This is a genomic window from Streptoalloteichus tenebrarius, from assembly GCF_024171885.1.
Taxonomy (GTDB): Bacteria; Actinomycetota; Actinomycetes; order Mycobacteriales; family Pseudonocardiaceae; genus Streptoalloteichus; species Streptoalloteichus tenebrarius.
Map to the genome: position 1 here is coordinate 22,106 of NZ_JAMTCP010000035.1, position 24,175 is coordinate 46,280.

Annotated in this window: 26 protein-coding genes; 11 read left to right on the top strand and 15 right to left on the bottom strand. The window is 71.6% G+C overall.

Annotated features, from left to right (window positions below; translation table 11 throughout):
• Window positions 1–130: 130 nt before the first annotated feature.
• Window positions 131–907, bottom strand: coding sequence for an alpha/beta fold hydrolase (locus LX15_RS23810; protein ID WP_253671934.1), 777 nt, complete (start codon window positions 905–907; stop codon window positions 131–133).
• Between the two features lie 25 nt (window positions 908–932).
• Between LX15_RS23810 and LX15_RS23815 the strand changes: the two genes are divergently transcribed.
• Together LX15_RS23815 and LX15_RS23820 are read left to right on the top strand one after the other, a co-directional pair.
• Entirely contained in the window at window positions 933–1,466 is a 534-nt protein-coding gene (locus LX15_RS23815) for an AAA family ATPase (RefSeq protein ID WP_253671870.1), read from the top strand.
• A 201-nt stretch (window positions 1,467–1,667) separates the two neighbouring features.
• Window positions 1,668–2,186 (top strand): GNAT family N-acetyltransferase, encoded by a 519-nt coding sequence (locus tag LX15_RS23820; protein ID WP_253671871.1) that lies wholly within the window; start codon window positions 1,668–1,670, stop codon window positions 2,184–2,186.
• Here the strand turns inward: LX15_RS23820 and LX15_RS23825 are convergent.
• Entirely contained in the window at window positions 2,167–2,916 is a 750-nt protein-coding gene (locus tag LX15_RS23825; protein WP_253671872.1) for an alpha/beta hydrolase, read from the bottom strand. The two genes, LX15_RS23820 and LX15_RS23825, sit on opposite strands and share 20 nt — an antisense overlap.
• An 88-nt stretch (window positions 2,917–3,004) precedes the next feature.
• Window positions 3,005–3,316 carry an Rv1322 family protein gene (locus LX15_RS23830; protein WP_253671873.1) on the bottom strand — a complete coding sequence of 104 codons (312 nt, stop codon included), beginning with the start codon at window positions 3,314–3,316 and terminating at the stop codon, window positions 3,005–3,007.
• Between the two features lie 171 nt (window positions 3,317–3,487).
• Here LX15_RS23830 and LX15_RS23835 point away from each other — a divergent pair, with 171 nt between their 5' ends.
• From LX15_RS23835 to LX15_RS23845, 3 genes are all read left to right on the top strand, one after another.
• Window positions 3,488–3,700, top strand: a complete 213-nt coding sequence (locus LX15_RS23835) for an FmdB family zinc ribbon protein (RefSeq protein WP_253671874.1) — start codon at window positions 3,488–3,490, stop codon at window positions 3,698–3,700.
• 218 nt (window positions 3,701–3,918) lie between these two features.
• Entirely contained in the window at window positions 3,919–4,338 is a 420-nt protein-coding gene (locus LX15_RS23840; RefSeq protein ID WP_253671935.1) for a Uma2 family endonuclease, read from the top strand.
• Between the two features lie 835 nt (window positions 4,339–5,173).
• Entirely contained in the window at window positions 5,174–5,539 is a 366-nt protein-coding gene (locus tag LX15_RS23845; RefSeq protein WP_253671875.1) for a hypothetical protein, read from the top strand.
• A gap of 58 nt (window positions 5,540–5,597) precedes the next feature.
• On the opposite strand, the gene LX15_RS23850 is transcribed toward LX15_RS23845, so the two are convergent.
• The 4 genes from LX15_RS23850 to dhaK form a co-directional block, all read right to left on the bottom strand.
• Window positions 5,598–7,382, bottom strand: coding sequence for a 3-hydroxyacyl-CoA dehydrogenase family protein (locus LX15_RS23850; RefSeq protein ID WP_253671876.1), 1,785 nt, complete (start codon window positions 7,380–7,382; stop codon window positions 5,598–5,600).
• 148 nt (window positions 7,383–7,530) lie between these two features.
• On the bottom strand, window positions 7,531–8,298 hold the full coding sequence (gene dhaM, locus LX15_RS23855) for a dihydroxyacetone kinase phosphoryl donor subunit DhaM (RefSeq protein ID WP_253671877.1): 768 nt from the start codon (window positions 8,296–8,298) through the stop codon (window positions 7,531–7,533).
• Window positions 8,295–8,930 carry a dihydroxyacetone kinase subunit DhaL gene (dhaL, locus tag LX15_RS23860; RefSeq protein ID WP_253671878.1) on the bottom strand — a complete coding sequence of 212 codons (636 nt, stop codon included), beginning with the start codon at window positions 8,928–8,930 and terminating at the stop codon, window positions 8,295–8,297. Before dhaL ends, dhaM begins: the two co-directional genes overlap by 4 nt.
• Before the next feature lie 2 nt (window positions 8,931–8,932).
• A complete protein-coding gene (gene dhaK / locus LX15_RS23865; protein ID WP_253671879.1) occupies window positions 8,933–9,934 on the bottom strand; it encodes a dihydroxyacetone kinase subunit DhaK in 1,002 nt (333 codons plus the stop codon).
• Between the two features lie 198 nt (window positions 9,935–10,132).
• On the opposite strand from dhaK, the gene LX15_RS23870 reads away from it, so the two are divergent.
• Window positions 10,133–11,158, top strand: coding sequence for an ABC transporter substrate-binding protein (locus tag LX15_RS23870; RefSeq protein ID WP_253671880.1), 1,026 nt, complete (start codon window positions 10,133–10,135; stop codon window positions 11,156–11,158).
• Window positions 11,159–11,211: 53 nt separating this feature from the next.
• Here the strand turns inward: LX15_RS23870 and LX15_RS23875 are convergent, their stop codons facing one another.
• Window positions 11,212–12,732 carry an aldehyde dehydrogenase family protein gene (locus LX15_RS23875; protein WP_253671881.1) on the bottom strand — a complete coding sequence of 507 codons (1,521 nt, stop codon included), beginning with the start codon at window positions 12,730–12,732 and terminating at the stop codon, window positions 11,212–11,214.
• A gap of 323 nt (window positions 12,733–13,055) precedes the next feature.
• The gene (locus LX15_RS23880) at window positions 13,056–14,048 is read right to left on the bottom strand and encodes a hypothetical protein (protein WP_253671882.1); all 993 of its coding nucleotides are present in this window, start codon (window positions 14,046–14,048) and stop codon (window positions 13,056–13,058) included.
• A gap of 187 nt (window positions 14,049–14,235) precedes the next feature.
• On the opposite strand from LX15_RS23880, the gene LX15_RS23885 reads away from it, so the two are divergent.
• The gene (locus LX15_RS23885) at window positions 14,236–14,376 is read left to right on the top strand and encodes a hypothetical protein (RefSeq protein WP_253671883.1); all 141 of its coding nucleotides are present in this window, start codon (window positions 14,236–14,238) and stop codon (window positions 14,374–14,376) included.
• A 276-nt stretch (window positions 14,377–14,652) separates the two neighbouring features.
• On the opposite strand, the gene LX15_RS23890 is transcribed toward LX15_RS23885, so the two are convergent.
• The 3 genes from LX15_RS23890 to LX15_RS23900 form a co-directional block, all read right to left on the bottom strand.
• The gene (locus LX15_RS23890) at window positions 14,653–14,958 is read right to left on the bottom strand and encodes a hypothetical protein (RefSeq protein ID WP_253671884.1); all 306 of its coding nucleotides are present in this window, start codon (window positions 14,956–14,958) and stop codon (window positions 14,653–14,655) included.
• Window positions 14,959–14,972: 14 nt separating this feature from the next.
• A complete protein-coding gene (locus tag LX15_RS23895) occupies window positions 14,973–16,658 on the bottom strand; it encodes a sodium:solute symporter family protein (RefSeq protein ID WP_253671885.1) in 1,686 nt (561 codons plus the stop codon).
• A 509-nt stretch (window positions 16,659–17,167) separates the two neighbouring features.
• Window positions 17,168–17,506: a hypothetical protein gene (locus tag LX15_RS23900; protein ID WP_253671886.1), complete on the bottom strand. Its 339-nt coding sequence runs from the start codon at window positions 17,504–17,506 to the stop codon at window positions 17,168–17,170.
• Window positions 17,507–17,776: 270 nt separating this feature from the next.
• Between LX15_RS23900 and LX15_RS23905 the strand changes: the two genes are divergently transcribed.
• Complete coding sequence (locus LX15_RS23905; RefSeq protein ID WP_253671887.1) at window positions 17,777–18,628, top strand: helix-turn-helix domain-containing protein; 852 nt, start codon at window positions 17,777–17,779, stop codon at window positions 18,626–18,628.
• Window positions 18,625–18,852, top strand: a complete 228-nt coding sequence (locus LX15_RS23910; protein WP_253671888.1) for a DUF397 domain-containing protein — start codon at window positions 18,625–18,627, stop codon at window positions 18,850–18,852. The genes LX15_RS23905 and LX15_RS23910 overlap by 4 nt, the downstream gene beginning before the upstream one ends.
• 171 nt (window positions 18,853–19,023) lie before the next feature.
• Here LX15_RS23910 and LX15_RS23915 read toward each other — a convergent pair whose 3' ends face one another.
• Window positions 19,024–19,476, bottom strand: coding sequence for an HIT family protein (locus tag LX15_RS23915; RefSeq protein ID WP_253671889.1), 453 nt, complete (start codon window positions 19,474–19,476; stop codon window positions 19,024–19,026).
• A 158-nt stretch (window positions 19,477–19,634) separates the two neighbouring features.
• Here LX15_RS23915 and LX15_RS23920 point away from each other — a divergent pair, with 158 nt between their 5' ends.
• Both LX15_RS23920 and LX15_RS23925 read left to right on the top strand, forming a co-directional pair.
• Window positions 19,635–20,732: an NADH:flavin oxidoreductase/NADH oxidase gene (locus LX15_RS23920; protein WP_253671890.1), complete on the top strand. Its 1,098-nt coding sequence runs from the start codon at window positions 19,635–19,637 to the stop codon at window positions 20,730–20,732.
• Between the two features lie 126 nt (window positions 20,733–20,858).
• On the top strand, window positions 20,859–21,500 hold the full coding sequence (locus LX15_RS23925; protein ID WP_253671891.1) for an MOSC domain-containing protein: 642 nt from the start codon (window positions 20,859–20,861) through the stop codon (window positions 21,498–21,500).
• Between the two features lie 21 nt (window positions 21,501–21,521).
• On the opposite strand, the gene LX15_RS23930 is transcribed toward LX15_RS23925, so the two are convergent.
• Complete coding sequence (locus LX15_RS23930; RefSeq protein ID WP_253671892.1) at window positions 21,522–22,559, bottom strand: lysylphosphatidylglycerol synthase transmembrane domain-containing protein; 1,038 nt, start codon at window positions 22,557–22,559, stop codon at window positions 21,522–21,524.
• A gap of 21 nt (window positions 22,560–22,580) precedes the next feature.
• The gene (locus tag LX15_RS23935) at window positions 22,581–24,128 is read right to left on the bottom strand and encodes a recombinase family protein (RefSeq protein ID WP_253671893.1); all 1,548 of its coding nucleotides are present in this window, start codon (window positions 24,126–24,128) and stop codon (window positions 22,581–22,583) included.
• Window positions 24,129–24,175 lie beyond the last annotated feature (47 nt).

Below are 24,175 nucleotides of genomic sequence, written 5' to 3' on the forward strand. Positions count from 1 at the left end.
TGGCGCGGGTCGCCGCGTCGATGTCACCGGATCGTGGTCAGTTTTCGTCCACACCACGGGTGTCCGGCCGTGCGGGCCTCCCTCCTCCCCCGTTGCGTTGTGAGCAGCGGCGGAACGTCCGGTCATCGCGTCAGCCAAGCGCTCGGGGAAGCCAGTCGAGGACGGCGGCGGCGAACGCCTCCGGAGCCTCCACCGGGGCGAGGTGGCCGCAGCGGGGCAGGACGACCAGCTCCGAGCGGGGCATCAGGCCGACGAGGTCCCGGGCGACCTCCGGCGGCGTGAGCCGGTCCTCCTCGCCGGCCAGGACAAGGGCGGGAACGCGCGCGGACCTCAGCGTCTCGGTCGAGTCTGGCCGGGCCGCCATCGCGCGTTGCGCCCACGCCACGCCCGTCGCCGGCTGGCGTTCCACGAGCGCCCGCACGGCGGCGACGACGTCGGGGCGCTCCGCGTGGCTGGTCTCCCCGACCAGGGTGGGCAGCACCGAGTCCGCCAACCAGCCCGCCGTGCCGTCCGCCTCGGCCCTGGCCGCCACCGCCAGCCGGGCGGCGCGCTGCTCCTCGGTGTCGGCGACGGCCTTGGTGCTGGCCAGGACCAGGCCCGCGACCCGTTCCGGCGCCTTCCTGAGCACGGCCATGGCGACGTACCCGCCCATGGAGCAGCCGCCGAGGATCGCCCGGTCGATCCCGAGGTGGTCGAGCAGGCGGAGCAGGTCTTCGGCGACGACGTCGAGATCGGGGGCCGGGAGCTGGCCGTTCTCGTCCAGGGGTGTGCGGCCCAGTCCTCGCTGGTCAGGAGTGACCAGACGGACGCGTTCGGCGAGCGGGGCGCGCACGGCGTCCCACATCCCGGCGTCGGCGGGGAAGGCGTGCAGGAGCACGAGCGCGGGGCCAATTCCTTTGTCGATCATGTTCACCCTTCCTATCCTGGCGCGCATGCCCAGCCCGCACCTGATCGTCGTCACCGGGATCTCCGCCAGCGGCAAGACGACCGTCGCCCGCCTGCTCGCCGAGTCCTTCCCGCGCGGCGCGTTCGTGGAGGGCGACCTCGTCCGCGAGATGGTGCGGACCGGCCGTGTCGACATGTCGCCCGAGCCCTCCGAGGAGGCGCTCGCCCAGCTCCGCCTGCGGTACCGGCAGTCCGCGGCGCTGGCAGACTCGTTCCACGAGTCGGGTTTCGACACCGTGGTCGAGGACGTGATCATCGGCGAGGAGCTGCCCGGTTTCCTGGCCGCGCTCCGCACCCGCCCGGTGCACCTCGTCGTCCTCGCGCCGAGTCCGGCGGCGGTCGTGGGCAGGGAGCGCGACCGCGCCAAGACCGGCTACGACATCTGGTCGATCGAGGCGCTCGACGCCGTCCTGCGGGAGCGGACGCCGAAGCTGGGCCTGTGGCTGGACACCTCGGAGATGACTCCCGACGAGGTGGTGCGCGAGGTGTTGGCCCGGCTGCCGGAGAGCCGTCTGGACTGAACCGGGCGCACACCGGGCCACGCCCGAAACGTCCATTGAGGACATTGACGCGAGCTGGTGGGCGACGTCGGCGGTGCGTGTCGGAAGGGGGCTGGCTCTCCCGAGACGGAGAGCCTTCGTCCCCACGAGAACGCCCCTCTCAAGGTGCGGTCCGTGGAAAACCGCGTGAGTTCCGTCAGCGCCCGTCACTAGGGTGCCGGCATGGCCGGTGCTCCCGAAGAGATCCGAACAGAACGGCTGGTGCTCAGGAGGCTCGTCGACGCCGACCTCCCCGCGATGATCGAGGTGCACGGGGACGCGGAGACCAACCGGCACAACCCGACGGGGCCGCCCACGCTGGAGGAGATCAGGGAGAACCTGGCCGCCTGGCAGCGCGACTGGGTCGAGCACGGCATCGGCTACTGGGCGATCGAGGACGCGGGGACCGGGGAGGTCCTCGGGTTCGGCGGGCTGCGTCAGTTCGACTTCGACGGCCGGCCGGAGCTGAACCTCTACTACCGCTTCCGCCCGACCGCGTGGGGCCGCGGCTACGCGACCGAGATGGCCAGGGCGGCGGTCGACTGGGCGCACGCCGCCCGGCCGGAGCAGACGGTGGTCATCCGCACCGCGACCACCAACGCGGCCGCGGTGCGGGTCGCCGAGCGCCTCGGCTTCACCCTCCTGGGCACGAGGGACCTGGAGGGCGTTCCGGCCTCCGTGTTCACGAGTCGACGATCGTGACCTGTCGGGTCTCCGACGGCCCGTCCCAGGTCCGGGGCAGCGGCGTCGGCACGTCGGGGGCGACCCGGGCGACGAGCGCGTCCAGGACGTCCTCGGCGCGGCCGACCCAGAGGTGCTTGGCCCCGGCGAAGGGCACCACCTCCGCCTGGGGGATCGCCGCGAACCGGGCGCGCGCGTCGTCCGGGCGGAGGTAGTCGTCGAACTCGGGCACGAAGCAGTGCACGGGCTTGCCCGACTCGGCCCAGACGCGGAGGTGCTCGGGCTGGCTGAAGCGCAGCGGCGGGGAGAGCAGGACCGCGCCCCGCACGGCCGGGTCGCAGCCGTACATGAGCGCGAGGTCGGTGCCGAACGACCAGCCGAGCAGCCAGATGTTCGGCAGGTCGTGGAACTCCGCGTACTCCAGGGCGGCGGCGACGTCGAACCGCTCGCCCACGCCGTTGTCGAAGGAGCCCTGGCTGCGGCCGGCCTCGCTGGCGGTGCCCCTGGTGTTGAACCGCAGCACGGCGATGTCGGCCAGCGCGGGCAGTCGCCACGCGGCCTTGCGGTAGACGTGGGAGTCCATCATCCCGCCGTGCGTGGGCAGCGGGTGCAGGCAGACCAGCGTCGCGCGCGGAACACCGGACTCGGGCAGCGACAGCTCGCCGATCAGCTCCAGACCGTCCGCGGTGTGCAGCGTGATCGGCTCCCGGCGCGCGGGCAGCACGGTGTTGGCGCGAATCTCGGTGCTCACAACCCCCGATCCTGCCACCGGCTCTCACTCGACCCGGTGTCGAGACAGGGGTGGGTGTGAGCGACGTCGCCCCGCCGGGCGGTCCCGGTCACCACCACCGGCGGGTCGGGCGGCGGTGGCGGCGTCCGTTCCAGCACCCGCTGTGCCAGTGCCGGCGGTCGGCCGCCGACCCGTACTCGTCGGCCGGCCAGGCGACCACGTGCGGCGTGCCGGGCGTGATCTCGTGGTCGCAGCCGGGGCAGCGGTAGGTCTTCACGGTCTGGCTGCCGGCGACGGTGCGGACCAGCCAGTCGCCGTCCGGTCCCGACTCACGACGCGCCCAGCTCGCCGCGCCCAGCGGGCGGGGCTCGTCACCCCCGGACCCTGCTCCGGGGCGTCGCGGTCGGTTGCGGCGGGGCACGGCAGAACGGTAACCCGTCGGCTTCACCCGGTTGGGGCACGCACCAGGTTCCTCGCCCGCCAGCTCCCCGGCGACGGCCGGACCGGGGGCTGACGGTCCAGCCCGGTCCGCCGTCGCCGGTCCGGAGCCCGACGGTCTTCCTGGTGGGCGCGGGTTGGGCACAATAGGCCCATGCCGAGGTACGAGTTCCGTTGCCGCGCCTGCGGAGACACGTTCGAGGTCAACCGCCCGATGAGCGCGTCCTCCGACCCGGCGGTCTGCCCGTCCGGACACGACGACACCGTCAAGCTGCTCTCCACCGTCGCCGTCACCGGCCGAGGGAGCAGCGCCAGCGCCCCGGCGCCCAGCGGTGGCGGCTGCTGCGGCGGGGGTTGCTGCGGGTAACCCGTTCGTGACACGGGTGCGTGCGGCACCGAGGATCAGCACGACGTTGGTCCGGGGGTGAGCACGTGAGCGCCGCTCCGCACGACCCGCTCGGGCCCTTCACGTGAAGGACTGGCTGGGACTCGACCCGCGCCCGGACGGCTCCCGCGTCGAGCTGATCTTCGGAGAGTTCTCCGCGTCGCCCCCTCCCGCCCTGCACCATCGGGGACTTGCTCCAGATGGAGCTGACCGTCGCGATCCGCGAGGCCGGCCGCTCGGATCTCTTCGCGGTGACCGCGATCGGCGTCGAGATCAGCGCGGAACGCCGGAACGCGTTCATCCCCGACGTCGCCGTGATCGACACCAAGCCGATCGGCGGGGTCCTGAAGCCGGAGAACCTGCTCCTGGCGGTGGAGATCTGGTCTCCTGGCGACAGCCGGCGTGAACGCGAGGACAAGCGGACCGGCTACGCGGAGGCGGGAATCCCCTTCTTCTGGACGGTGCACCAGGAACGGTTCCCCTCCGCGCCCACCGTGGTGGCCCACCGGCTCGACGGCGAGCGGTACGTCGAGGACGTCACCGCCGTCCCAGGAACCAGCGTGACCATCACCGCCGCGCCCGTTCCCGTGACGTTCGACCCCGCGAATCTCTGGCCCTAGTGTCAGCCCCCTCCCGCCCGGGGGGCGAGCCCCGCGACCAGCCTATCGCCCGAGCCGGGCGGGAAAAACCCGAACAAGGCCGGCTGTGGACAACTTTCGGGCATGTGGATAACTCCGAGCCCGAAAGGGTGAACATCACCAGAGGATTCCCTGGGTGTGGTTCAGTGAAAGGTTGTCCTCCTGACAGCCAGTCGCATCGGACTGCCGCCGCCCACCACCTCGACAGCGGCCGGTAACACGACCGGCAGGGAGCCGGCGGGTAACGCGACCGCCGGGGAGAGGACCCACCAGCGCGACCACCGCGTGCTCTGGCGCCCGTCTCGCTCCACTCCGCCGATCTCCCTCTGTGGAGCGAGCGCGCTCCCTCCCTGGGACGAGAGGAAACCATCGCCAACGGGAGGTGGCGGCGTGCGGTGACAACGAGAGTAGGGAACACACCGAGGCGGGAACCCAAACAGTCCACAGTTGAACAGATAAACGTCCACAGTGGTCAATCGGGTCACTACGATCGCCCGAGCGCGTCAGGAGACCCGAGCACCACGAAGTCGAGGGCTTCGATGTGAACCGTATCCGAGGAGGACCTCATTCCCAGTCCTCAGAAGCGGCGCGATCGTCGAGCCGGAGTCGTGCTCACCGGACTGACCGCCGCCCTCTCCGCCGTCGCGGTCACCGCGACCGGCGCCAGCGCCGCGCCCGCCGCGCCTGCCACACCCCCGCGCCCGCCGCGCCTGCCACGCCCCCCGCACCCGCAGCGCCCGCGGCGTCCCCGGCCGATTCGCACCTGGTCGGCAAGGGCGGCGGCAAGCTGCACACGCCGGGGTCGGAGAACCACCGGGTGCTGTTCGAGATCAACGCGCACGGGAACCCGGCGACGAGCCGTGGCACGTTCCGCGTCACTCACCACCTGCCCGACGGCACGCTGTTCGCCGAGTTGGACGGCGAGGTGGACTGCCTGATGACCGGCGGGAACACCGCGGTCACCACGGGCGTGATCAAGCGCGCCAACCTGCCGGGGCACCCGGAGGTCAACCTCGTCGGCAGGCGGGTCGGCTTCACCGTGCAGGACAACGGCCGCGCGGACCGCGTCGGTTGGAGCTGGGCCGTCAACGGTTTCGAGGAGAGCGCGCCCCGGTGCTCGGGGCCCGCGCCGTTCTACAAGATCGAGGAGGGCGGCTACGTCGTGCGGGGCGTCGACCTCTGAGCGAGGGGACCGGGGGTGGTGCGGCCGGAACGCCCGGAGCCGCACCACCCCTCCCTCGTCATGCGGTGTAGTCGCGGAACCCCTTGCCGGTCTTGCGACCCAGGCGGCCGGCGGTGACCAGGTGCTCCAGCAGCGGCGCCGGGGCGAACCCGGCCTCGCGGAACTCCAGGTAGAGCGTGCGCTGGATGGCCAGGGCGACGTCGAGGCCCACCACGTCGAGCAGCTCGAACGGCCCCATGGGCATGCCGCAGCCGACCTTCATCGCGTTGTCGATGTCGTCGGCCGACGCGTAGTGCGCCTCCAGCATCTTCACCGCGTCGTTCAGGTACGGGAACAGCAACGCGTTCACGATGAAGCCGGCGCGGTCGCCGCAGGACACCGGGTGCTTGCCGAGGCTGGCGCACACGGCCTTCGCGGTGTCGACCACGTCCTGGTCGGTGGCGATGGTGTGCACGACCTCGACGAGCTTCATCACCGGCGCGGGGTTGAAGAAGTGCATCCCGACGACGTCGCCGGGCCGCGAGGTCGCGGCGGCGCACTCGATCACCGGCAGCGAGGAGGTGGTGGTGGCCAGCACGGTGCCCGGCTTGCACACCTCGTCCAGCGTCTCGAACACGGCCTTCTTGACCGCGAGCTCCTCGGCGACCGCCTCGATCACCAGGTCGCAGTCGGCGAGGTCGTCGAACCGGACGGTGGTCTGGATCCGGCCCAGCGCGGCGTCCCGGCTCGCGTCGTCGAGCTTGCCGCGCACGACGGCCTTCTCCAGCGAGCGGCGCACGCCCGCCAGGGCCGCCGCCGCCTTCTCGTCGCTGCGGGCCCGCAGCACGACGTCGTAGCCGGCCTTCGCGAAGACCTCGACGATGCCGGTGGCCATCGTGCCGGTGCCGACGACACCAACCCGCTGGACCGGCCGGGTGACGGGAGCGGCCGCCGGCGCGCCCTCGCTCGGGGTGTGCACGTCCGGCACGACACCCGGCGAGTCGGGCTCGTCGTAGGTGTAGAAGCCGCGGCCGGTCTTCCTGCCCAGCAGCCCGGCCGTGATCATCTGCTTGAGCAGCGGCGCCGGGGCGTGCAACCGGTTGCGCGACTGGTGGTACATCGTGTCGAGGATCTCGTAGGCCGTGTCCAGGCCGATCAGGTCCAGCAGTTGCAACGGCCCCATCGGGTAGCCGCAGCCCAGCCGCATCGCGGCGTCGAGGTCCTCGCGCGTCGCGTAACGCGACTCGTACATGCGCACGGCGTGGTTCAGGTAGCCGAACAGCAGGGCGTTCGCGATGAACCCCGCGCGGTCGTTGATCACCACCGGGACCTTGCCGAGCCTCCTGGCCAGCTCCACGACGTCGTCGACGACGTCCGGCTCGGTGACGACGGTGCGCACGACCTCGACCAGCTTGAGCACCGGGGCCGGGTTGAAGAAGTGCATCCCGACGACCTTGCCGGGTCGGCTGGTGTGCACGCCGATCTCGGTGACCGACAGCGACGAGGTGTTGGAGGCGAGCACGACGTCCGGCCGGCACACGCGGTCCAGCTCGGCGAAGACCTTGGCCTTGAGCTCCATGCGCTCCGGGACGGCCTCGACCACGAAGTCCGCCTCCGCCAGGTCGTCCATCGAGGTGCTGTAGCGGATGCGGTCCATCAGGGCGCGCTGCTCGCCCTCGTGCAGCTTGCCGCGCCGCACCGCGCGCTCGGTGGAGTGCACGATGTGGCCGCGCCCGCGCTCGACGCCCTTCTCGTTCGCCTCGACCGCGATCACCCGCAGCCCGTTGCGCGCGAACACCTCCGCGATGCCGGCACCCATGGTGCCCAGGCCGACGACGCCCACCGTTGTGATCTCCCGCGCCAAGGCCATTCCTCCCGCTGCGTCGAGGGTTGGGGTACTCGCCGACGACCGGTCACCCTACGCGTCGGTAATGTCCGTGATCCTGCCACGACGTTCTCCGGGACCGAGGTGAGGTTCGCCACCCGGCTCCGGCGTGCCGGGGCTACTCCGGCTACTCGTCGAAGCGCCGCTCGGCGAGTTCCTGGACCCGCCGGAGGGCCTGGTCCGCCTGCCTGCCCCACGCCCGCACGGTGACGGTGTCGCCGCCCCGCGCGTTGAGGCCCATCAGCGCGAGCACGCTGCGCGCGTCGACAGCCGCGCCGGCGTACTCCACGACCACCTCGGCGTCGAGGTCGGCGACCGAGCGCGCGAGCAGCGCGGCGGGTCGCGCGTGCAGGCCGACCTCGTTGCGCAGCACCACCTCGGCCGACAGCCCCGGACCCCGCTCGTCGCCGCCGGCCTCGGGTGTCCCGGCCTCCGTCGTCGGCGCGGTCGTCACGGCGGCCGCTCCCGCCGCGAACTCCGCCTCGGGGCCGCCGGCCACGCCCCCGGCCACGCCCCCGGCCTCCCCCGCGGCCGTGGCCGCCGCGGCCACGACGCCGTCCAGGTCCGCCCCGCCCTGCGCGGCGACGGCCGCCGCGACCGCGCCCTCCACGAACGGCGCCTCGACCACGTGCGCGCGCCGGGGGTCGTTGAGGCCCTCCACCACCAGCTCCGCGGTCATCCGCGCGCTGCCGAGGTCGTAGAGCAGGACGACGCCGTCGCCTCGGTCCGCCCGGTCCACGGCGGCGCCCACCGCGTCGTAGTCGGTGCCGAGGCCGCCGTCCGGCGCGCCACCGACCGGCAGGACCGGCACGTCCGGCGCCATCTGGGCGGCCAGCTCGGCCAGCCCCTCCGCGAGCTTCGCGCTGTGCGAGACGAGGACCAGTCCGACGGTCATCGCGCACCCGCCGAGGAGGCCAGGGCGCGCAGGATCAGCGCGGTGGAGCGCGCGCCGGGGTCGAGGTGGCCGGCGCTGCGCTCGCCGAGGTAGGAGGCCCTGCCCTTGCGGGCCACCAGGGGGGTCGTGGACTCCGCGCCCCGGTCCGCGGCCTCGGCCGCGGCGGCCAGCACGGCCGCCACGTCGCCGCCCGCCTCCGCGGCGGCGACGGCGGCATCCACGGCGGGCGACAGCGCGTCCACCATGGTCTTGTCCCCGATCTCGGCCCTGCCCCTGGCGACGACGCCGCCCAGCGCGGCGCGCAACGCCTCCGCAGCGGCTGGGCCGTCCACTTCGGACTTCTCAGTGACGGCGTTGGCGGCCCTCAGGAAGGCGGTGCCGTAGAGCGGGCCGGAGGCGCCGCCCACAGTGGAGATCAGCGTTGTTCCGACCGCCTTCAGCACCGCCGTGGGCGTGTCGAGGTCGGCGCTGTCCACCTTGGTCACGACCGCGAGGAAACCGCGACGCAGGTTCTCCCCGTGGTCGGCGTCCCCGATCACCCGGTCCAGCTCGGTCAGCTCGGCGCGGTGGTCGGCCACCGCCGCCGCGACCGCGCGCAGCGCGCGGACCAGGTCCTCCGCCGTGCACGTCATGCTCACACCCCCCACCGCAGCGCCGGCGTCCGCACCGGCGCGTCCCACAGCTCCGTCAGCTCGTCGTCCAGCCGCAGCAGGGTCAGGCTCATGCCCTGCATCTCCAGGCTGGTCACGTACGGCCCGACCAGCCTCCGCTCGACCCTGATCCCCCGCTCGGCGAGCAACCGCTCGGCCACGCCGTGCGCCAGGTACAGCTCGACCAGCGGGGTGCCGCCCATCGAGTTGGTGAACAGCAGGACCCGGTCGCCCTCGACGAACGGGAGGTCCTCGACCACGCCCTCGACCAGGCGGCGGACGATCCCGTCGGCCGGCTCCAGCGGCACCCTGGCCCTGCCCGGCTCGCCGTGGATGCCGATGCCGATCTCCATCTCGTCCTCGGCGAGGGTGAAGGTCGGCTCGCCGACGTGCGGGACGGTGCACGCGGTGAGCGCCATGCCCAGCGACCGCACGTTGGCGACGACGCGGCGGGCCAGCGCCTCGCACGCGTCGAGGTCGTCGCCGCGTTCCGCCGCGGCGCCGACGATCTTCTCCAGCAGCACGGTGCCGCCGACCCCGCGCCGGCCGGCCGTGTAGGTGGAGTCCTTGACCGCCACGTCGTCGTCGATCACGACGGTGCGCACGTCGATGCCCTCGGCGGAGGCCAGCTCGGCCGCCGTCTCGAAGTTCAGCACGTCGCCGGTGTAGTTCTTGACCACCAGGAGCACGCCGGCGTCGCCGTGCACCGCCTCGACCGCGGCCTGCACCTGGTCGGGGGTCGGCGAGGTGAACACCGCGCCGGGGCAGGCGGCGTCGAGCATGCCCAGCCCGACGAAGCCCCCGTGCAACGGCTCGTGGCCGGAGCCCCCTCCGGAGACGAGCGCGACCTTGCCGCGCCTCGGCGCGTCCGCCCTGGCCACGTACGCGGGGTCCTCGTGCACCCGCAGCAGGTCGCCGTGGGCGGCGGCCAGGCCGCGCAACGCCTCGGCCACCACGGTGGACGGATCGTTGATGATCTTCTTCACGGCGGGTCTCCTTGCCGAGCAGCCGGCGAACACGCGTGCGCCCTTCCTACCCCAGCCGGGGCCGGCCTCCAAGCGCTCCCCGGCGCCCGCCGGTCCCCGGCGGTCCGTCCACCCAGGACCGGAGGTTAGGCTCACCTAAGGGAGTGAAGCCGCTGGTCGCGGGGGAGGAGCGGCCGGGGGCCCGAGGAGGAGTGACGAGTGTCCCGTTGGATCAGACGGGCGGCCGCCGTGGTGGCCGCCTCGGCCGTGTTGTCCCTCGCCGCGTGTGGCGGGGGCGAGCAGCGGCCGCCGCAGAGCCAGCCCCAGGTCGCCCAGGGCAAGGACGGCTTCCGGGACGCCGACAAGCGGACCGCGGAGTTCGGCACCGCGGCCAAGCCCGGCGAGTTCCCCAGGACCATCCGGCACGCCAAGGGCGAGACCCGGCTGGAGAGGAGGCCGGAGCGGGTCGTCGTGCTCGACACCGGTGAGCTGGACAACGTCGTCGCGCTCGGCGTCCAGCCCGTCGGCGTCGCCTACACCGAGGGCTCGCCGACGATGCCGTCCTACGTGGGCGACCGGGGTGGCCAGCCGGTCACCGTCGGGACCAACAACAACCTGAACTTCGAGGCGATCCAGAACCTGCGCCCCGACCTGATCCTGGGCTCGGTGCTGCGGCTGGACGCGCAGTACGACAAGCTGGCCGCGATCGCCCCGACGGTCTTCACCCTGCGGCCCGGCTTCACCTGGAAGGAAAACTTCCGGGTGAACGCGGCCGCGCTGGACCGCTCCGCCGACGCCGACCGGCTCATCGCCGACTACGAGCGGCACGCCAAGGAGGTCGGTCAGCGCGTCGAGCAGAAGCTGGGCCACCGGCCGTCCATCTCGATGCTGCGCTTCATGACGAACAAGGTCCGGCTCTACGCCGCCAAGTCCTTCGTCGGCACCATCCTCAACGACGCCGGCCTTCCCCGACCCGAGAAGCAGCGGGTGGACGACCTGGCGGTGGAGATCAGCACCGAGAACCTGTCCATGGCCGACGCGGACTGGATCTTCGTGGGCAGCTACGGCGATCCCACCAAGACCGGGATGGACGCCGCGCTCGCCGGTCCACTGTGGAGCCAGCTCGGCGCGGTGAAGGCGGGTCACGCGCAGAAGGTCGCCGACGAGACCTGGTTCCTCGGCCTCGGCCTGCTCGCCGCGAACTCCGTCCTCGACGATCTCGAGAAGCGGCTCACCCAGAGCTGAGCCCCGACGAACAACCGGCCGGGAGGGCACGCGCGCGTGCCCTCCCGGTGTTGTCAGCGGCCGTAGCGGAGTCGGATGAGGCGCACCAGGCGGCGCACCGTGCGCGAGCCCCGGTCGAACGTCATGGGGTGCAGGAGCGCCGCGAACCGACGGCGGGTCACGGCCTGCGCCCTGGTGAACTCCCGCAGGCCGTCGTCCCCGTGGATGCGGCCGAAACCCGAGTCGCCGACCCCGCCGAACGGCAACGCGGGCACGGCCACGAACGACAGCACGGAGTTCACCGCCACCATCCCGGCCCTGAGCCGGCGCGCCAGCTCGGCGCCCCTGGCACGGGAGAACACCGCGCCGCCCAGTCCGTAGCCGGTGCCGTTCGCCCTCCGCACCGCCTCGTCCACATCGGACACCCGGTTGACGACCACCACGGGACCGAAGGTCTCCTCCGCGACGGCGGGGGCGTCCTCGGGCACGTCGACCAGCACCACGGGCTCGACATAGGGCGGGCGCACCGAGTCCCGGCCGCCCACCACGGCCCGCGCGCCCCGGTCCAACGCCTCGCGGACGTGCCGCCGGATCACGTCCACCTGCGCCGGCATCGTGATCGGGCCGAGGTCGGCCCCCGGCTCGCCGCCGGGCCGCAGCCCGGCCGCCTTGGCCACCAACAACTCCACGAACCGGTCGGCCACCGGCTCCACCACATACACCCGCTCGACGCCCACGCAGGTCTGGCCGGCGTTGGACATCGCGCCCCACAACGCCGCGTCGGCCGCCGCGTCGAGGTCGGCGTCCCCGTCCACGATCAACGCGTCCTTGCCGCCGCACTCGACCAGCACGGGCGTCAGGGTCTCCGCGCACGTCGCCATCACGCGTCGGCCCGTCGCGGTCGAGCCGGTGAACGCGACCTTGTCCACACCGGACCGGCACAGCGCGGCCCCGGTGTCGCCGAAGCCGGTGACCACGGTGAACACCGGGTGTTCCGGCACCACCTCGGCGAACGAGGCGGCCAGCCACTCCCCCACGCCCGGCGTCAGCTCGCTCGGTTTGAACACCACGGCGTTGCCGGCGGCGAGGGCGTAGGCGATCGAGCCCATCGGCGTGAACGCCGGGTAGTTCCACGGACCGATGACCCCGACCACGCCCAGCGGCAGGTACTCCAGGGTCGCCACGTGGTTGTACATCAACAGGCCGGTGGGGACGCGCCGCCGACCCAGCACCCGCTCGGCGTTGTGCGCCGCCCAGTGCAGGTGGTCGACCACCATGACCAGCTCCAACCGCGCGTCGTCCAGCGGTTTGCCGGTCTCGGCGCAGATCAGCGCGGCGAACTCGTCGAGGCGGCCGACCAGCAGGCGGCGCCACGCGGTCAACCGGCGGGCGCGCTCCGCGAAGCCGAGGCCGGCCCACCAGGCGCCGGCGGGGCGTGCCGCGCGGACCGTCGCCGCGACCTTGGCCGGACCGTGGACGGGATGGGTCCCCACGACCTCTCCCGTCCGGGGATCGATCGAGACGAAGGTGTCCGTCCCGTCCTCGTCCGCCGTGTCGCCGCGGATCACCGTTCGTCCCTGTGCCGTGGGGCTCATCGACGCGCCTCCCTCGGGGCCGGCGGACGGGTTACTGAAGCGTAAAGCAGGAGGGAAGAGGTGGGGCGCACATTTCGCGCGCGCCGCGCTTCCAGCAGCGCGCGGGTTACCCCGCGAGGCGCCCACCCGACGCCGCTGTCCACCGAGCCGCTCCCTGCCCGCCCTCACGGCCGGAGCGACCTGGCCTGGGTCAGCGAGGAAACCCGAGCCACGAGCTAGACGGTCCCGAGTCTGGCTAACCAACGCATCGCGCCCTCCGGCAGCCATGTCGGGTGCCGCGGCCGGTCCACGATCAAGGCCATCGCCCCGGGCTCCGCCGGACGTCAGCCCTTCGGCAGCTTCGGCAACATCGCCTTCGCCGCGCCGATGGCCTTCGCGCACGGGTCGACGTTCGCCTTCTTGATGTTCTGCATCTCAACGCGGACCGTCTCGGCGCGGTTGCCCGCCGTCTTCCGGTGCTCCCAGAAGATCTGGCAGGAGGGGTACACACTGGTGTCCTTCTTGCGCTGCTTCGCCTTCACACCGTTCACGTCCACGGGGTCGCCCGTGTCGCCGAAGCCGGCCGAGGTGAGGAGGAGGTTGACCGAGACCTCCATCCCCGACGCCGACCAGGTGCACTCGTTCAGGCCGTTGCGTCGCTCGGTGGTCTCCCCGCCCAGCGCCTCGGCCCTGCCCGCCTGGTCGAGCAGCGAGCACGGCTCGATCGTGGCCAGGGTGCCCGGCTCGGCCGCGCGCTGCGGGGGCTGCTTGCGGACGCGCTCGACGACGTACTCCACGATCCGGCGCCCTGGCGCGCAGGCGTCGCCCTCGTCGACGCCGATCTGGAACGTCAGGCCCATGGGCATCTTGCCGCCCTGGGTGACGGCCTTGACGAAGCAGGTCTTCCCGATCGACTCGCCGTCGACGTGGGCGTGCAGGCCGGCCACCTCGGCGTTGGTCTTGACCCCCAGCAGCGACTCGCCGATCGTCATGGACACGCTCAGCTTCTTGCCGGCCTTGTCCTTCATGTAGTTCGAGCACTTGCTGTAGCCGCCCAGCGTCGGCTCGTTGGGCGTGCCGAGCTGGCTGAGGAACTCCTTGTCCAGCAGCTTGCACGGGTCGATCGCGCGGAGCTTGTCCAGCGCGAAGGCGGGCTCGACCGGCCCCTCCGGCAGGTTCGGCGTCGTTCCCGTGGTGTTCGCGGCGCCGGCGGCGGGCACGGTGCTGCGCGGGTAGGTGACCTTGGCCAGGTCCTCGGACGAGCCGCAGCCGGCGAGGACGACGGCGGCGGCGGTCAGGACGACGGCGAGCGACGCGGAGCGGGTCGAGCGGGGCACGACGAGCACCGTAGCGAGCCGCGACCGTGTCCGGAGGCAGAACGGGCGATTACCCCAGATGGCCGATACCGGCGGCGTGGTCGGAGTCACGCTCCGGAACGGGAACGATCCAGAAGATCAACACGCTGGTACTGGTGAGGGCAACGGGGCCCGACACATCCGGTTCGAGCACCGAGGAGCACCGCCTGTGACGAGCGACCAGACCCGTCGTGCCCGTCAGCACCGAGCCCCGCTGCGTGGCGCCGTGGCCAGGGCCGTCCGCCGTCTCGACGCGTGGACGTTGGAAGCCTTCAACCCGGTCTTCCCCCACCGCGGCCGCCGCCACTGACAGCACCAGCGAGAACACACAGCGCCCGTGCGCCACTCCCTCTCGGGACGGCGCACGGGCGCTGTCGCATACGCCCCGCAGGCCGCCGGACCTGGTGGAGGGCGTGAGCCGCGACCTGGTTCCTTTTCCGTCAGGAAGGGCGGAGCCGAGCGGATCGCGGCAGTCGCAGGGACGAACAACCCCGCATGAACCACGGCGCCCGTGTGCCGCCCCCTCCCGAGGGACGGCGCACGGGCGCCGTGTCACGTGCCGCGCTCCTGTCGGCGGAGACGGTCGTCAGTGGTGGCCGTCGATGCCCGGCGGGGGCTCCGGCAGCTCCTCGGCGGGCGCGGCCGCGGGCACGGCGAGCGGGCGCAACCCGGCCCACAGGCCGAAGACCACCGCCGTGGCCAGCATGGCCAGCCCGCTCCACAGGTTGATGTTCACCCCTGCCGACTTGCTGATGTCGGCGTCGGTGGTGAACCCGAGTCCCAGCACGGTGAGGACCACGCCGTAGACGGCGAACAGGAACCCGATGATCCAGCGCAGGTCGAACAGGCCGGCCCGGCGCGGGGCGGTCGGGGTGGCGGTCCGGTCGGTCACGTCGTCCTCCTCCCTCAGGCGAAGATGATGTTGAGCACGAGGGTCAGCACGAGCACGCCGCCGGCCAGCAGGTAGGGCGAGCGGTACCAGCCCGCGTCCTCGCCGTGCGTGGAGTGCGTGCGCTGCTCCTTCGGCGTCAGGCCGTAGACGAAGCCGACCAGCTCCGCCTCCGGCTTCGGCCGGGTCGCCAGGCTGACGACCACGCTCACCGCGATGTCGAGCACGAACGCCACGCCCGCGCCGAGGAAGCTGGCGCCCTGGCCGGGCAGGCTCAGCACGCCCACCTCGTTCAGGACGAACACCGCGACCGCGCCGAGGGTGCCGGCGACCAGGCCGCTCCAGCCGGCCGCCGGGGTCATCCGCCGCCAGAACATGCCGAGGATGAAGGTGGCGAACAGCGGGGCGTTGAAGAAGGAGAACAACGCCTGGATGTAGTCCATGATGTTGCCGTAGCCGGAGGCGATGAACGCGGTGCCGATCGCCACCAGCACGCCGGCCGCGGTCGCCCACCGGCCGACCCGCAGGTAGTACTCGTCCGGCTTGTCCTTGACGACGTAGTCCTGCCACAGGTCGTAGGTGAAGACCGTGTTGAAGGAGCTGACGTTGGCCGCGACGCCGGCCATGAACGAGGCCAGCAGGCCGGTGATCGCCACGCCGAGCACGCCGTTGGGCAGCAGGTCCCTGATGAGCAGCGGCAGCGCGTGGTTGAACTCCAGCCCCGCCTCACCGTGCCCGGCCTTGAGCGCGGCCATCTGCGGCACCGCGACCGCGGCGATCATGCCGGGGATGATCACGATGGCCGGGATCAGCGCCTTCGGGTACGCGCCGATGATCGGGGTGCGCATGGCGGCGGACATGCTCTTGGCCGACATGGCCCGCTGCACCTCGGCGAAGTTGGTCGTCCAGTAGCCGAAGGACAGCACGAAGCCGAGACCGAAGACGAGGCCGATGACGCTCATGGTGGCGTTGCCCAGGCCCGTGAGGTCGGTCGCCGGCCACGCGGAGAGCTGCTCGCCCCCGCCGGGGGAGTTGGTGATCTTGTCGACCAGGCCGCTCCAGCCGCCCACCTTGACCAGGCCCACGATGGTCACCGGCAGCAGCGCGGCGACGATCACGAAGAACTGGAGCACCTCGTTGTAGATGGCGGCGGACAGCCCGCCCAGCGTGGTGTAGGCGAGCACGACCAGCGCGGCGATCACGATCGACAGCGGGATCGGCCAGCCGAGCATCAGGTTGAGCAGCAGCGCCAGGGCGTAGAGGTTGACGCCGGCGATGAGGACCTGGGCGCAGGCGAAGCTGATCGCGTTGACCAGGTGCGCGCCCTTGCCGAAGCGCCGCCGCAGGAACTCGGGAACGCTGCGGACCTTGGAGCCGTAGTAGAACGGCATCATCACCAGGCCGAGGAAGACCATGGCCGGGATGGCGCCGATCCAGTAGTAGTGCACGGTCGGGATGCCGTACTGGGCGCCGTTGGCGGCCATGCCCAGCAGCTCCAGCGCACCGAGGTTGGCCGAGATGAACGCCAGCCCGGTCACCCACGCCGGTAGCGACCGCCCGGACAGGAAGAAGTCGAGGCTGGTCGACACCGAACGGCGGGCCAGGTACCCGATGCCCAGGACGATCACGAAGTAGAACGCGAGCAGGGCGTAGTCGAGGGGGCCGGCGTCAAGCCGTAGATCCGATGCCGCGAGCACGGTCACCCAACCCCACCTCCCAAAGTCAACAACGTTGTCAACAGGACCGAACAGCAATCACCAGATCCGGTGAGTGGTGGCGGACACTACCGCACAGACTGTGACATTCCTAGGCCCGTCCCGCCGCTCGGGGCGAATTTGTTGTGAGCGAAGACTAATTCGTCCCGGTGACGATGCCATGTCGACCCGGTGACACGCCAGCCACGGACGCGGTCGGACGGGACCAGGACAGACGGGCGGACACGGCAACCAACCGGCCTGTGCCACCCCCGCGACAAACCCCTCGCGACCGAGCGCGGGGTCGGCGAGGGCGGGCGGGAGGCCCGGAGCGATCACGGGAAGTAACCGTTACGGATCGAACACGGGCGTGCGACGCCACTGGCGCGGGACACACGGAAAACACGAACGGCCCGCCGCCGCGAGCACCGGGGGGTCGTGCTCGGCGGCGACGGGCCGCGGGGGCGCCGGGAGGCGCTCCGAAGGAGGGCGGAGGAGGCGCGCGCGGGGGCGCGCGCTCAGACGCCGATGGTCACGATCACGGAGGTCTCGTTCCTGCCCCGCCGACCGGTCTCGGTCCCGGTCGGGGCCGAGGGGGCCACACCGGCCCAGTTCAGCTCCACCTCACACAGCCTCTTGGTCTTGCGCCCCTCGTCGAGCCGCCAGACCGCGACGAGTCGCCGGCCCGCCGGCCGCCCCCATCGGCCCAGGTAGTCCTCGGCGACGGTGAGCGCGTACTCCTTCGCGCCCCTGGCCACGTACGGACCGTGGTCGTCGATCTCCTCGACGTGTTCGAGGACCCGCTGCCCCCGCACGACGCGGTACAGCTCAACCCGGTGCCAGTAGCTCCACGCCATGAGTGAACAGTCCCCCTGACCGGGGCCGTGACCAGGCCGACGACGACCGCGCACGGTCGGGCCGATCAGGGCGCCCTGAGCGAAGCGCTGTAACGTCCGAGTGCGCGCCGTGACGAAACAGCACTGTCCGTAATGGCTCCGCACAGTAGTTGGCAATTGCCGAGCGGCACATGCGCCAGATGGGTGGCATCGCCATCCCTGGCGAGACACGCCGCTAACGGGTGACAAGTAACCCGATCAGGTGCCCCGCATGAGCACAGGAGGTTGTCGATGACGACCGAGAGCCCCACCGTCCGCCGGCGTCGGCTCGCGATGGAGCTACGCCGACTGCGGGAAGCCGCCAACCGCACCAACGAGGAGGTGGCCCGCCACCTCGGCTGCTCCCCCTCCAAGATCAGCCGGATCGAGCTGGGGCGGCGGCCGGCCAGCCCCGGCGACGTCCGGCTGCTGCTCGACTTCTACGGGGTGAACGGCAGCGAGGCGGACGCGCTGGTCGCCATGGCCAGGGCCGCCCGGCAGAAGGGCTGGTGGCACGTCTACGAGGACGCGTTGCCGGAGAGTTTCCAGGTCTTCGTCGGACTGGAGAGCGACGCCTCGGCCATGCGCACCTTCGAGCCGCTGCTGGTTCCCGGTCTGATGCAGACCGAGGACTACGCGCGCGCGGTGCTGAACACGGCCATCGGCGCCGACCCCTCGGACGTGCAGCGGCGCGTCGAGGTGCGGATGAACCGGCAGAAGATCTTCCGGCAGCGGCAGCCCGTGCACCTGTGGGCGCTGATCGACGAGGCCGTCCTGCACCGCCCGGTCGGCGGGCCGGCGGTGATGCGGGAGCAGTTGGAACGACTTCTGGAGGAGGCCAGCAACCCGAATATCACGTTGCAGGTGCTGCGCTTCGAGGGAGGCGCGCACCCGGGGATGTCCGGCTCTTTCGTGATACTTGAGTTTCCTTCGCCCACCGATCCCGCCATCGTGTACTTGGACAGCCTCACCGGCGGCCTGTATACGGAAAAGAGCGCTGAGGTCCAGCGTTTCTGCTTGGTGTGGGAGCACCTGCGGGCGAAAGCGTGTGCTCCCGACGAGTCCGCCGCGCTCATCGCGGCGAGGGCGAAGGAGTATGGGTGACCGATGGCGGCGGCTGGCGGCCGGGATCCTCCCGGCCGCCTGCTTCCTGGCGGAAGAGCAGCTACAGCGACAACCTGGGCAACTGCGTCGAGGTGACGGCCGGTCCCGGCGGGGTGGCCCTGCGGGACTCGAAGAACCCGCGCGGGCAGGGTCTGCTGTTCTCCGCGAGCACGTGGCACGTCTTCATCCACGGGACGAGGTCCGGTGAATTCGACCTGGGGTGAACGCGTCCGAATAGGGGGAGGGGCGGCCGGACCGGCCGCCCCTCCCCTCTTTTCACCCTGCCCACCCAGCCCGTGGACAAAACCCTCCAAACCCACATGGGTCATGATCGGCGGTCATTCCGGGAAATCATGAAGGGCTGTTTTCCGGAACCGGGTTGTTTTTGGCGTCGGCTAGCCGTTCAGAGCAGCGCGCACGGCCGAGGCGATCCCGTCCAGCTCGTCCCGCGGCCGCACCCTCAGGTCGGCGCTGAGCCGGAAACCGTCCCCGGCGTGCCTCGGGAACACGTGCAGGTGGACATGGGGGATCTCCTGCCCCGCGGCGGCGCCGTCGGCCAGGAAGAGGTTGACGCCCTCGCAGCGCAGCTCCGACCGCCGCAACGCGCCGGCGAGCCGCTGCGCGACCCGGAACATCCGTGCGCCGACGTCCGGAGGCAGGTCGCCCAGCCCCACGGCGTGCTCCCTGGGGAGCACCAGGAGGTGCCCGGTGGTCACCGGGCGCAGGTCGACGATGCCGAGCAGCTCGCCGTCGTCGTGCACGACGCTGGCCTCGGCGCGCCCGTGCGCGATGGCGCAGAAGACGCACTCACCGTTGACGGTCGTCGGTAGCTCCACACGCTCGCTCATGACCTCCGACGCTAGGGGCGGGACCCGGACGCGCCCAAGATCCACTCGGCGGGAAGATCCTTTCTTGCGCGGTTATGCAGCTTCAGCAACTTATGCACGTGCATGATCTTCTGCTACCGTCGGTCGCCGACGATGACTCCCGGATCGGAGGAAGCCCGATGAGCGCGTTGTTCGAGCCGATCACGCTGCGCGACCTCACCATCCCCAACCGGGTCTGGATGTCGCCGATGTGCCAGTACTCGGCCGCCCACGACGGCCCGATGGCCGGGGTGCCCCACGACTGGCACCTCGCGCACCTGGCGAGCCGGGCCGTGGGCGGCGTCGGGCTGGCCATGGTCGAGGCGACGGCCGTCAGCCCCGAGGGCAGGATCACCCCCGGCGACCTGGGGCTGTGGAACGACACGCAGCGGGACGCCCTCCGCGCGGTGGCGGCGATGCTGGAGTCCCACGGCGTCGTCCCCGGCATCCAGCTCGGGCACGCCGGCCGCAAGGCGTCCACCCGCGCGCCGTGGGACGACGGGGGTTCCGCGCTGCGCCCCGAGGAGGGCGGGTGGCGGACGGTCGCGCCCAGCGCGGTGCCGTACGGCTCCTTCCCGACGCCGGACGAGCTGGACCGGGACGGGATCGTTAGGGTCGTGGCCGACTTCCGCGCCGCCGCCCGCCGGGCCCTCGACGCCGGCTTCAAGGTCGTCGAGCTGCACGGCGCCCACGGCTACCTGATCCACTCCTTCCTCTCCCCGCACAGCAACCACCGCACGGACGAGTACGGCGGGTCGTTCGACAACCGCGTCCGGTTCCCGCTGGAGGTCGTCGACGCGGTGCGCGGGGTGTGGCCGGAGGACCTCCCGGTGCTGTTCCGCGTCTCGGCCACCGACTGGCTCAGCGAGAACGAGGACGACGGGCGCGAGGGCTGGACCGGGGAGGACACGGTGCGGCTGGCCGAGCGGCTCCAGGCGCACGGCGTCGACCTGCTCGACACCTCCACCGGCGGCATCGCGCCGGACGCCCGCATCCCGGTCGGCCCCCACTACCAGACGCCGTTCGCCACCATGGTGCGGGAGCGGGTCGGCCTGCCCGTGGGCGCGGTCGGGCTGATCACCGACCCCAAGGAGGCCGAGCAGGTCGTGGCCACGGGGCAGGCCGACGTCGTGCTGCTCGGGCGCGAGCTGCTGCGCGACCCGTACTGGCCGCGTCGCGCCGCGCTCCTGCTGGACGGCGACGCCGGCTGGCCGCGGCAGTACGGATGGGCCATCTGACGGCAGGTCGGCGCGAGGGGCGGTCGGGTTCTCCCGGCCGCCCCTCGTCGTGCCCGCCGGAACACCGCCCTTGTGATCTTCTTCCTCGCCCGCCCCGAGAACCCGACGGCGACGGACGATGGGGGTGTGGGGCTGGTGGTGGCGGTGAACGTCGCGCGGACGGCGCGGAGCGGGTCATGGGCCGGGAGGTTGGGCCGGACCGGGATCGACAAGCATCCCGTCGACGGCCCGGTCCGGTTCACGTCCCACGGCGTCGCGGGCGACACCGTGTGCGACCGGAGGGACCACGGCGCGTGGTACCAGGCGGCGTACGCCTACGACGAGGACGAGCTGGCGTTCTGGAGCCAGGAGCTGGGCATGGACCTGCGCCAGGGCAACGCCGGCGAGAACCTCACCCTGCGGGGCGTCGGCTGCGACGACGCCGTGATCGGCGAACGCTGGTCCGTGGGCTCCTCCGTGCTCCGGGTGACCGGCCCGCGCACGCCGTGCCGGGTCTTCGCCGGCTTCTGGGGCGCCCACCAGTTCGTCCGCCGGTTCACCGAGCGCGGGCGACCCGGCGCGTACCTGGCGGTCGAGACCCCGGGGCTGGTCTCGGCGGGCGACGAGGTCCGCGTGCTGGACCGGCCCGCCCACGGCGTCACCGTCGCGGAGCTGTTCGCGTTCACGATGCGACGCCGACGGGAGCTGGCCGAACGCGTCGCGGGAGCGCTGGGGGACCTGCCCGAGAAGTGGGCGGGCGAGGTCGCCGCGAAGATCATCCGGTCCTGAGCGGAGCCGGCCGCACCCGCCTCACCGCTGGGCGGCGGCCAGTCGTCCGCGCCGACGCGCGCCCAGCCAGGCGAGCCAGGCCACGCCGCCGAACGGGATCTCGATGGCGTAGGTGAAGAACGAGAACAGCAGGACGGCGGCGGCCACCGGCCCGGGGGCCGAGCCGAACGCGACCAGCAGGGCGGCCGTGCCGTTCTCGCTGACGCCGACGCCGCTCGGCGTGATCACGGCGGTGGTGAGCAGCCGGCCCAGCGCGAAGGCGGCCACGGCGGGGCCGAACGCGACGACGGCGTTCGTGGCCTCCAGGCACCACCAGAAGAGCACGCCCTGGAGCCCCAGGTAGGCGAGCATGCCGAGGCTGAGCTGGAGCCACGCGGTGCGCATCAGGTCGACCGTGTCGTGGCGCGTCTTGTGCAACGCGTCGACGATCCGGCCGGGGGCCGGCCGCCACCGCGACGGCAGCACGCGCGCGCAGCGCTCCAGCAACCCGCCGATGCGGCGGCTGGCCGCGTCCGAGACCAGCACGGCCACCAGCACCCCGAGCCCGGCGACCAGCGTGCCCACGGCCACCCCGGCCGCCACGGTGAGCCGGCGGTCGGGCAGGTGCCCGGAGACGATCAACGCGAGCAGGCCCACCGCCGGCAGCGCCAGCCGGGAGAGCATGTTCCACACGCCGCTGACCACGGTGGAGATGGCGATCGCCCGCCTGCGGTGCCCCCAGGTGCCGGCCATGGCGAAGGTCACGGCCACGCCGGCCGCCCCGCCGAAGGGCAGCAGGTTGCTCACCGCGCTGCCCACGGCGTTCATGGTCAACGCCTGCGCGTTGGTCAGGCCCGGCAGCGAGCCGGTGAGCACGTAGGTGTACGCCCACAACCCGGCGAACCAGAGCACGACCAGCCACAGCGCCATCGGCACGCTCATCGAGGTGAACTGCTGGGCGATCGTCTCCCAGCTCACCCCGACGATCTCCGGCAGGGCGACCGCGATCAGCGTGACCGCCAGCGCGAAGGACGCGGCCGTGGCCGTGATCCGCACCCATGGTGCGCGCAACGTGCTCACTCAGCTCTCCATCTGTGTTCTTTAACCACCGACTGGACCGACTGGGCCCGATGCGGACTTGGGTGCCCACACCGGTTCGATCCGCACCTGCGCCTCGCCGCCAGGCTCCGCAGCAGGGATCACCCAGATCGTGCGGATCAGCCGTCGGAGCACCGCTCGCCGACGCGGCACCGCGAGGGTCTCCCACTCTTCCAGCAGACCACGGGCCGCCGTGACTGCCTGCGCCGCGCCCTCGGCGCTGCGCTCCACGGCCTGCTCGGCCTCGGCCAGGCGCAGCTCGGCCGCAGTTCGCTCCGCCAGCAGGTGGTCACGCAGCTCGATGTACACGGCCTCGGGGATGACCTCGGCGATGTGCTGTCGGGTGAGGGTCATCATCTGCCGGTCGATGCTGGCGAGGTTTCGCAGAGCCGCTGTGCGCGTGGACTCTGCGTCGACTGCGAGGGCCTGGACGTCGCGGAGCCGGTCGGCCTCGGCGCTCACCTCATCGGCGATCTCGGCCAGCCACGCCAGGATAGCGCGGATGATCTTACGCTCGCTCAGACTCACCCGCACCCCGAGGCCGCGCAGTATGGCCTCGCGGCAGCGCATTGACCCGTAGGTGTTGCTTGTTGAGCGGGTCATGGCGTATCCGCAGTCACCGCATCGCACCAGTCCTGACAGGACATACCGCGCCTCACGGGTACGAGGTGGCTCCAGAGCCGCTGCCATTCGGGCAGTCCGGTACGCCTCCCACATCTCTGGGTCAATGATTCGCGGCTGCGCACCTACATCCCAAACCAGCTCGCGAAAGGGCTGGTGTATCCTTTCCCCTTCTGCATCGACAGGCACGCGGACAAGAAGGCCGGCCGCGAACCCGGAATCGAGCGTGAGGGTGAGCGTTCTCGGTATCCACGGGCGGCCGTAGGTGTTAGATATGCCGCGTGCATTGAGGTCTCGACATACGGCCGAAAAACCCATTCCGTCGATGATCGACTGGTATGCCCATTTGAGCACTTGCGCCTGGTCGTCGCGGATCTCGTACCGCTCCGGCTCTCCGGGTACACGAATCCAGTTGTACCCGTATCTACTACGGCCCGTCGCCGGTAAACCGCGCGCGCGACGCACGGCATGCGTTTCTTTCCACACCTCCCCAATCTGGTCAGACTGATATTCCGCGAAATCGATGTGAATATTTCGATTAAATCGACCGGAAGCGGTTTTCAGGTCGACCTCTTCGGTTGCCGCCTCAATGCGCCCTCCGACTTCCTCGGCCTGCGTCTCAGCGAGAATCCAATGTCGCCGCCGTCGCGACAAACGGTTCCATTGCCACAGGACAATGACGTCTGCACGCCCCTCGCGGAGCCACGCCATTGCCTCCTGCACGCCTTTTCGTTTGTGCCAGATGCGCCCAGTGTGCTGCTCCCAGACGACATGAACAACTTCGTAGCCCTGTCGAGCGCAGTATGCGCGGTCGGCCGCCTCCTGAATTTCGTCAGAAATGGTTTCCTCTTTTTCGAGGGACTGTCTCATGTATAGCACCGCCCTCGGGCGGCGCTTCAGTACATCGCGCGAAAGGATCGTTTTCTTCATTTCACCTCACGTTTCCTGTTTCGGGCACGAAACACCTTGGTGGGAAG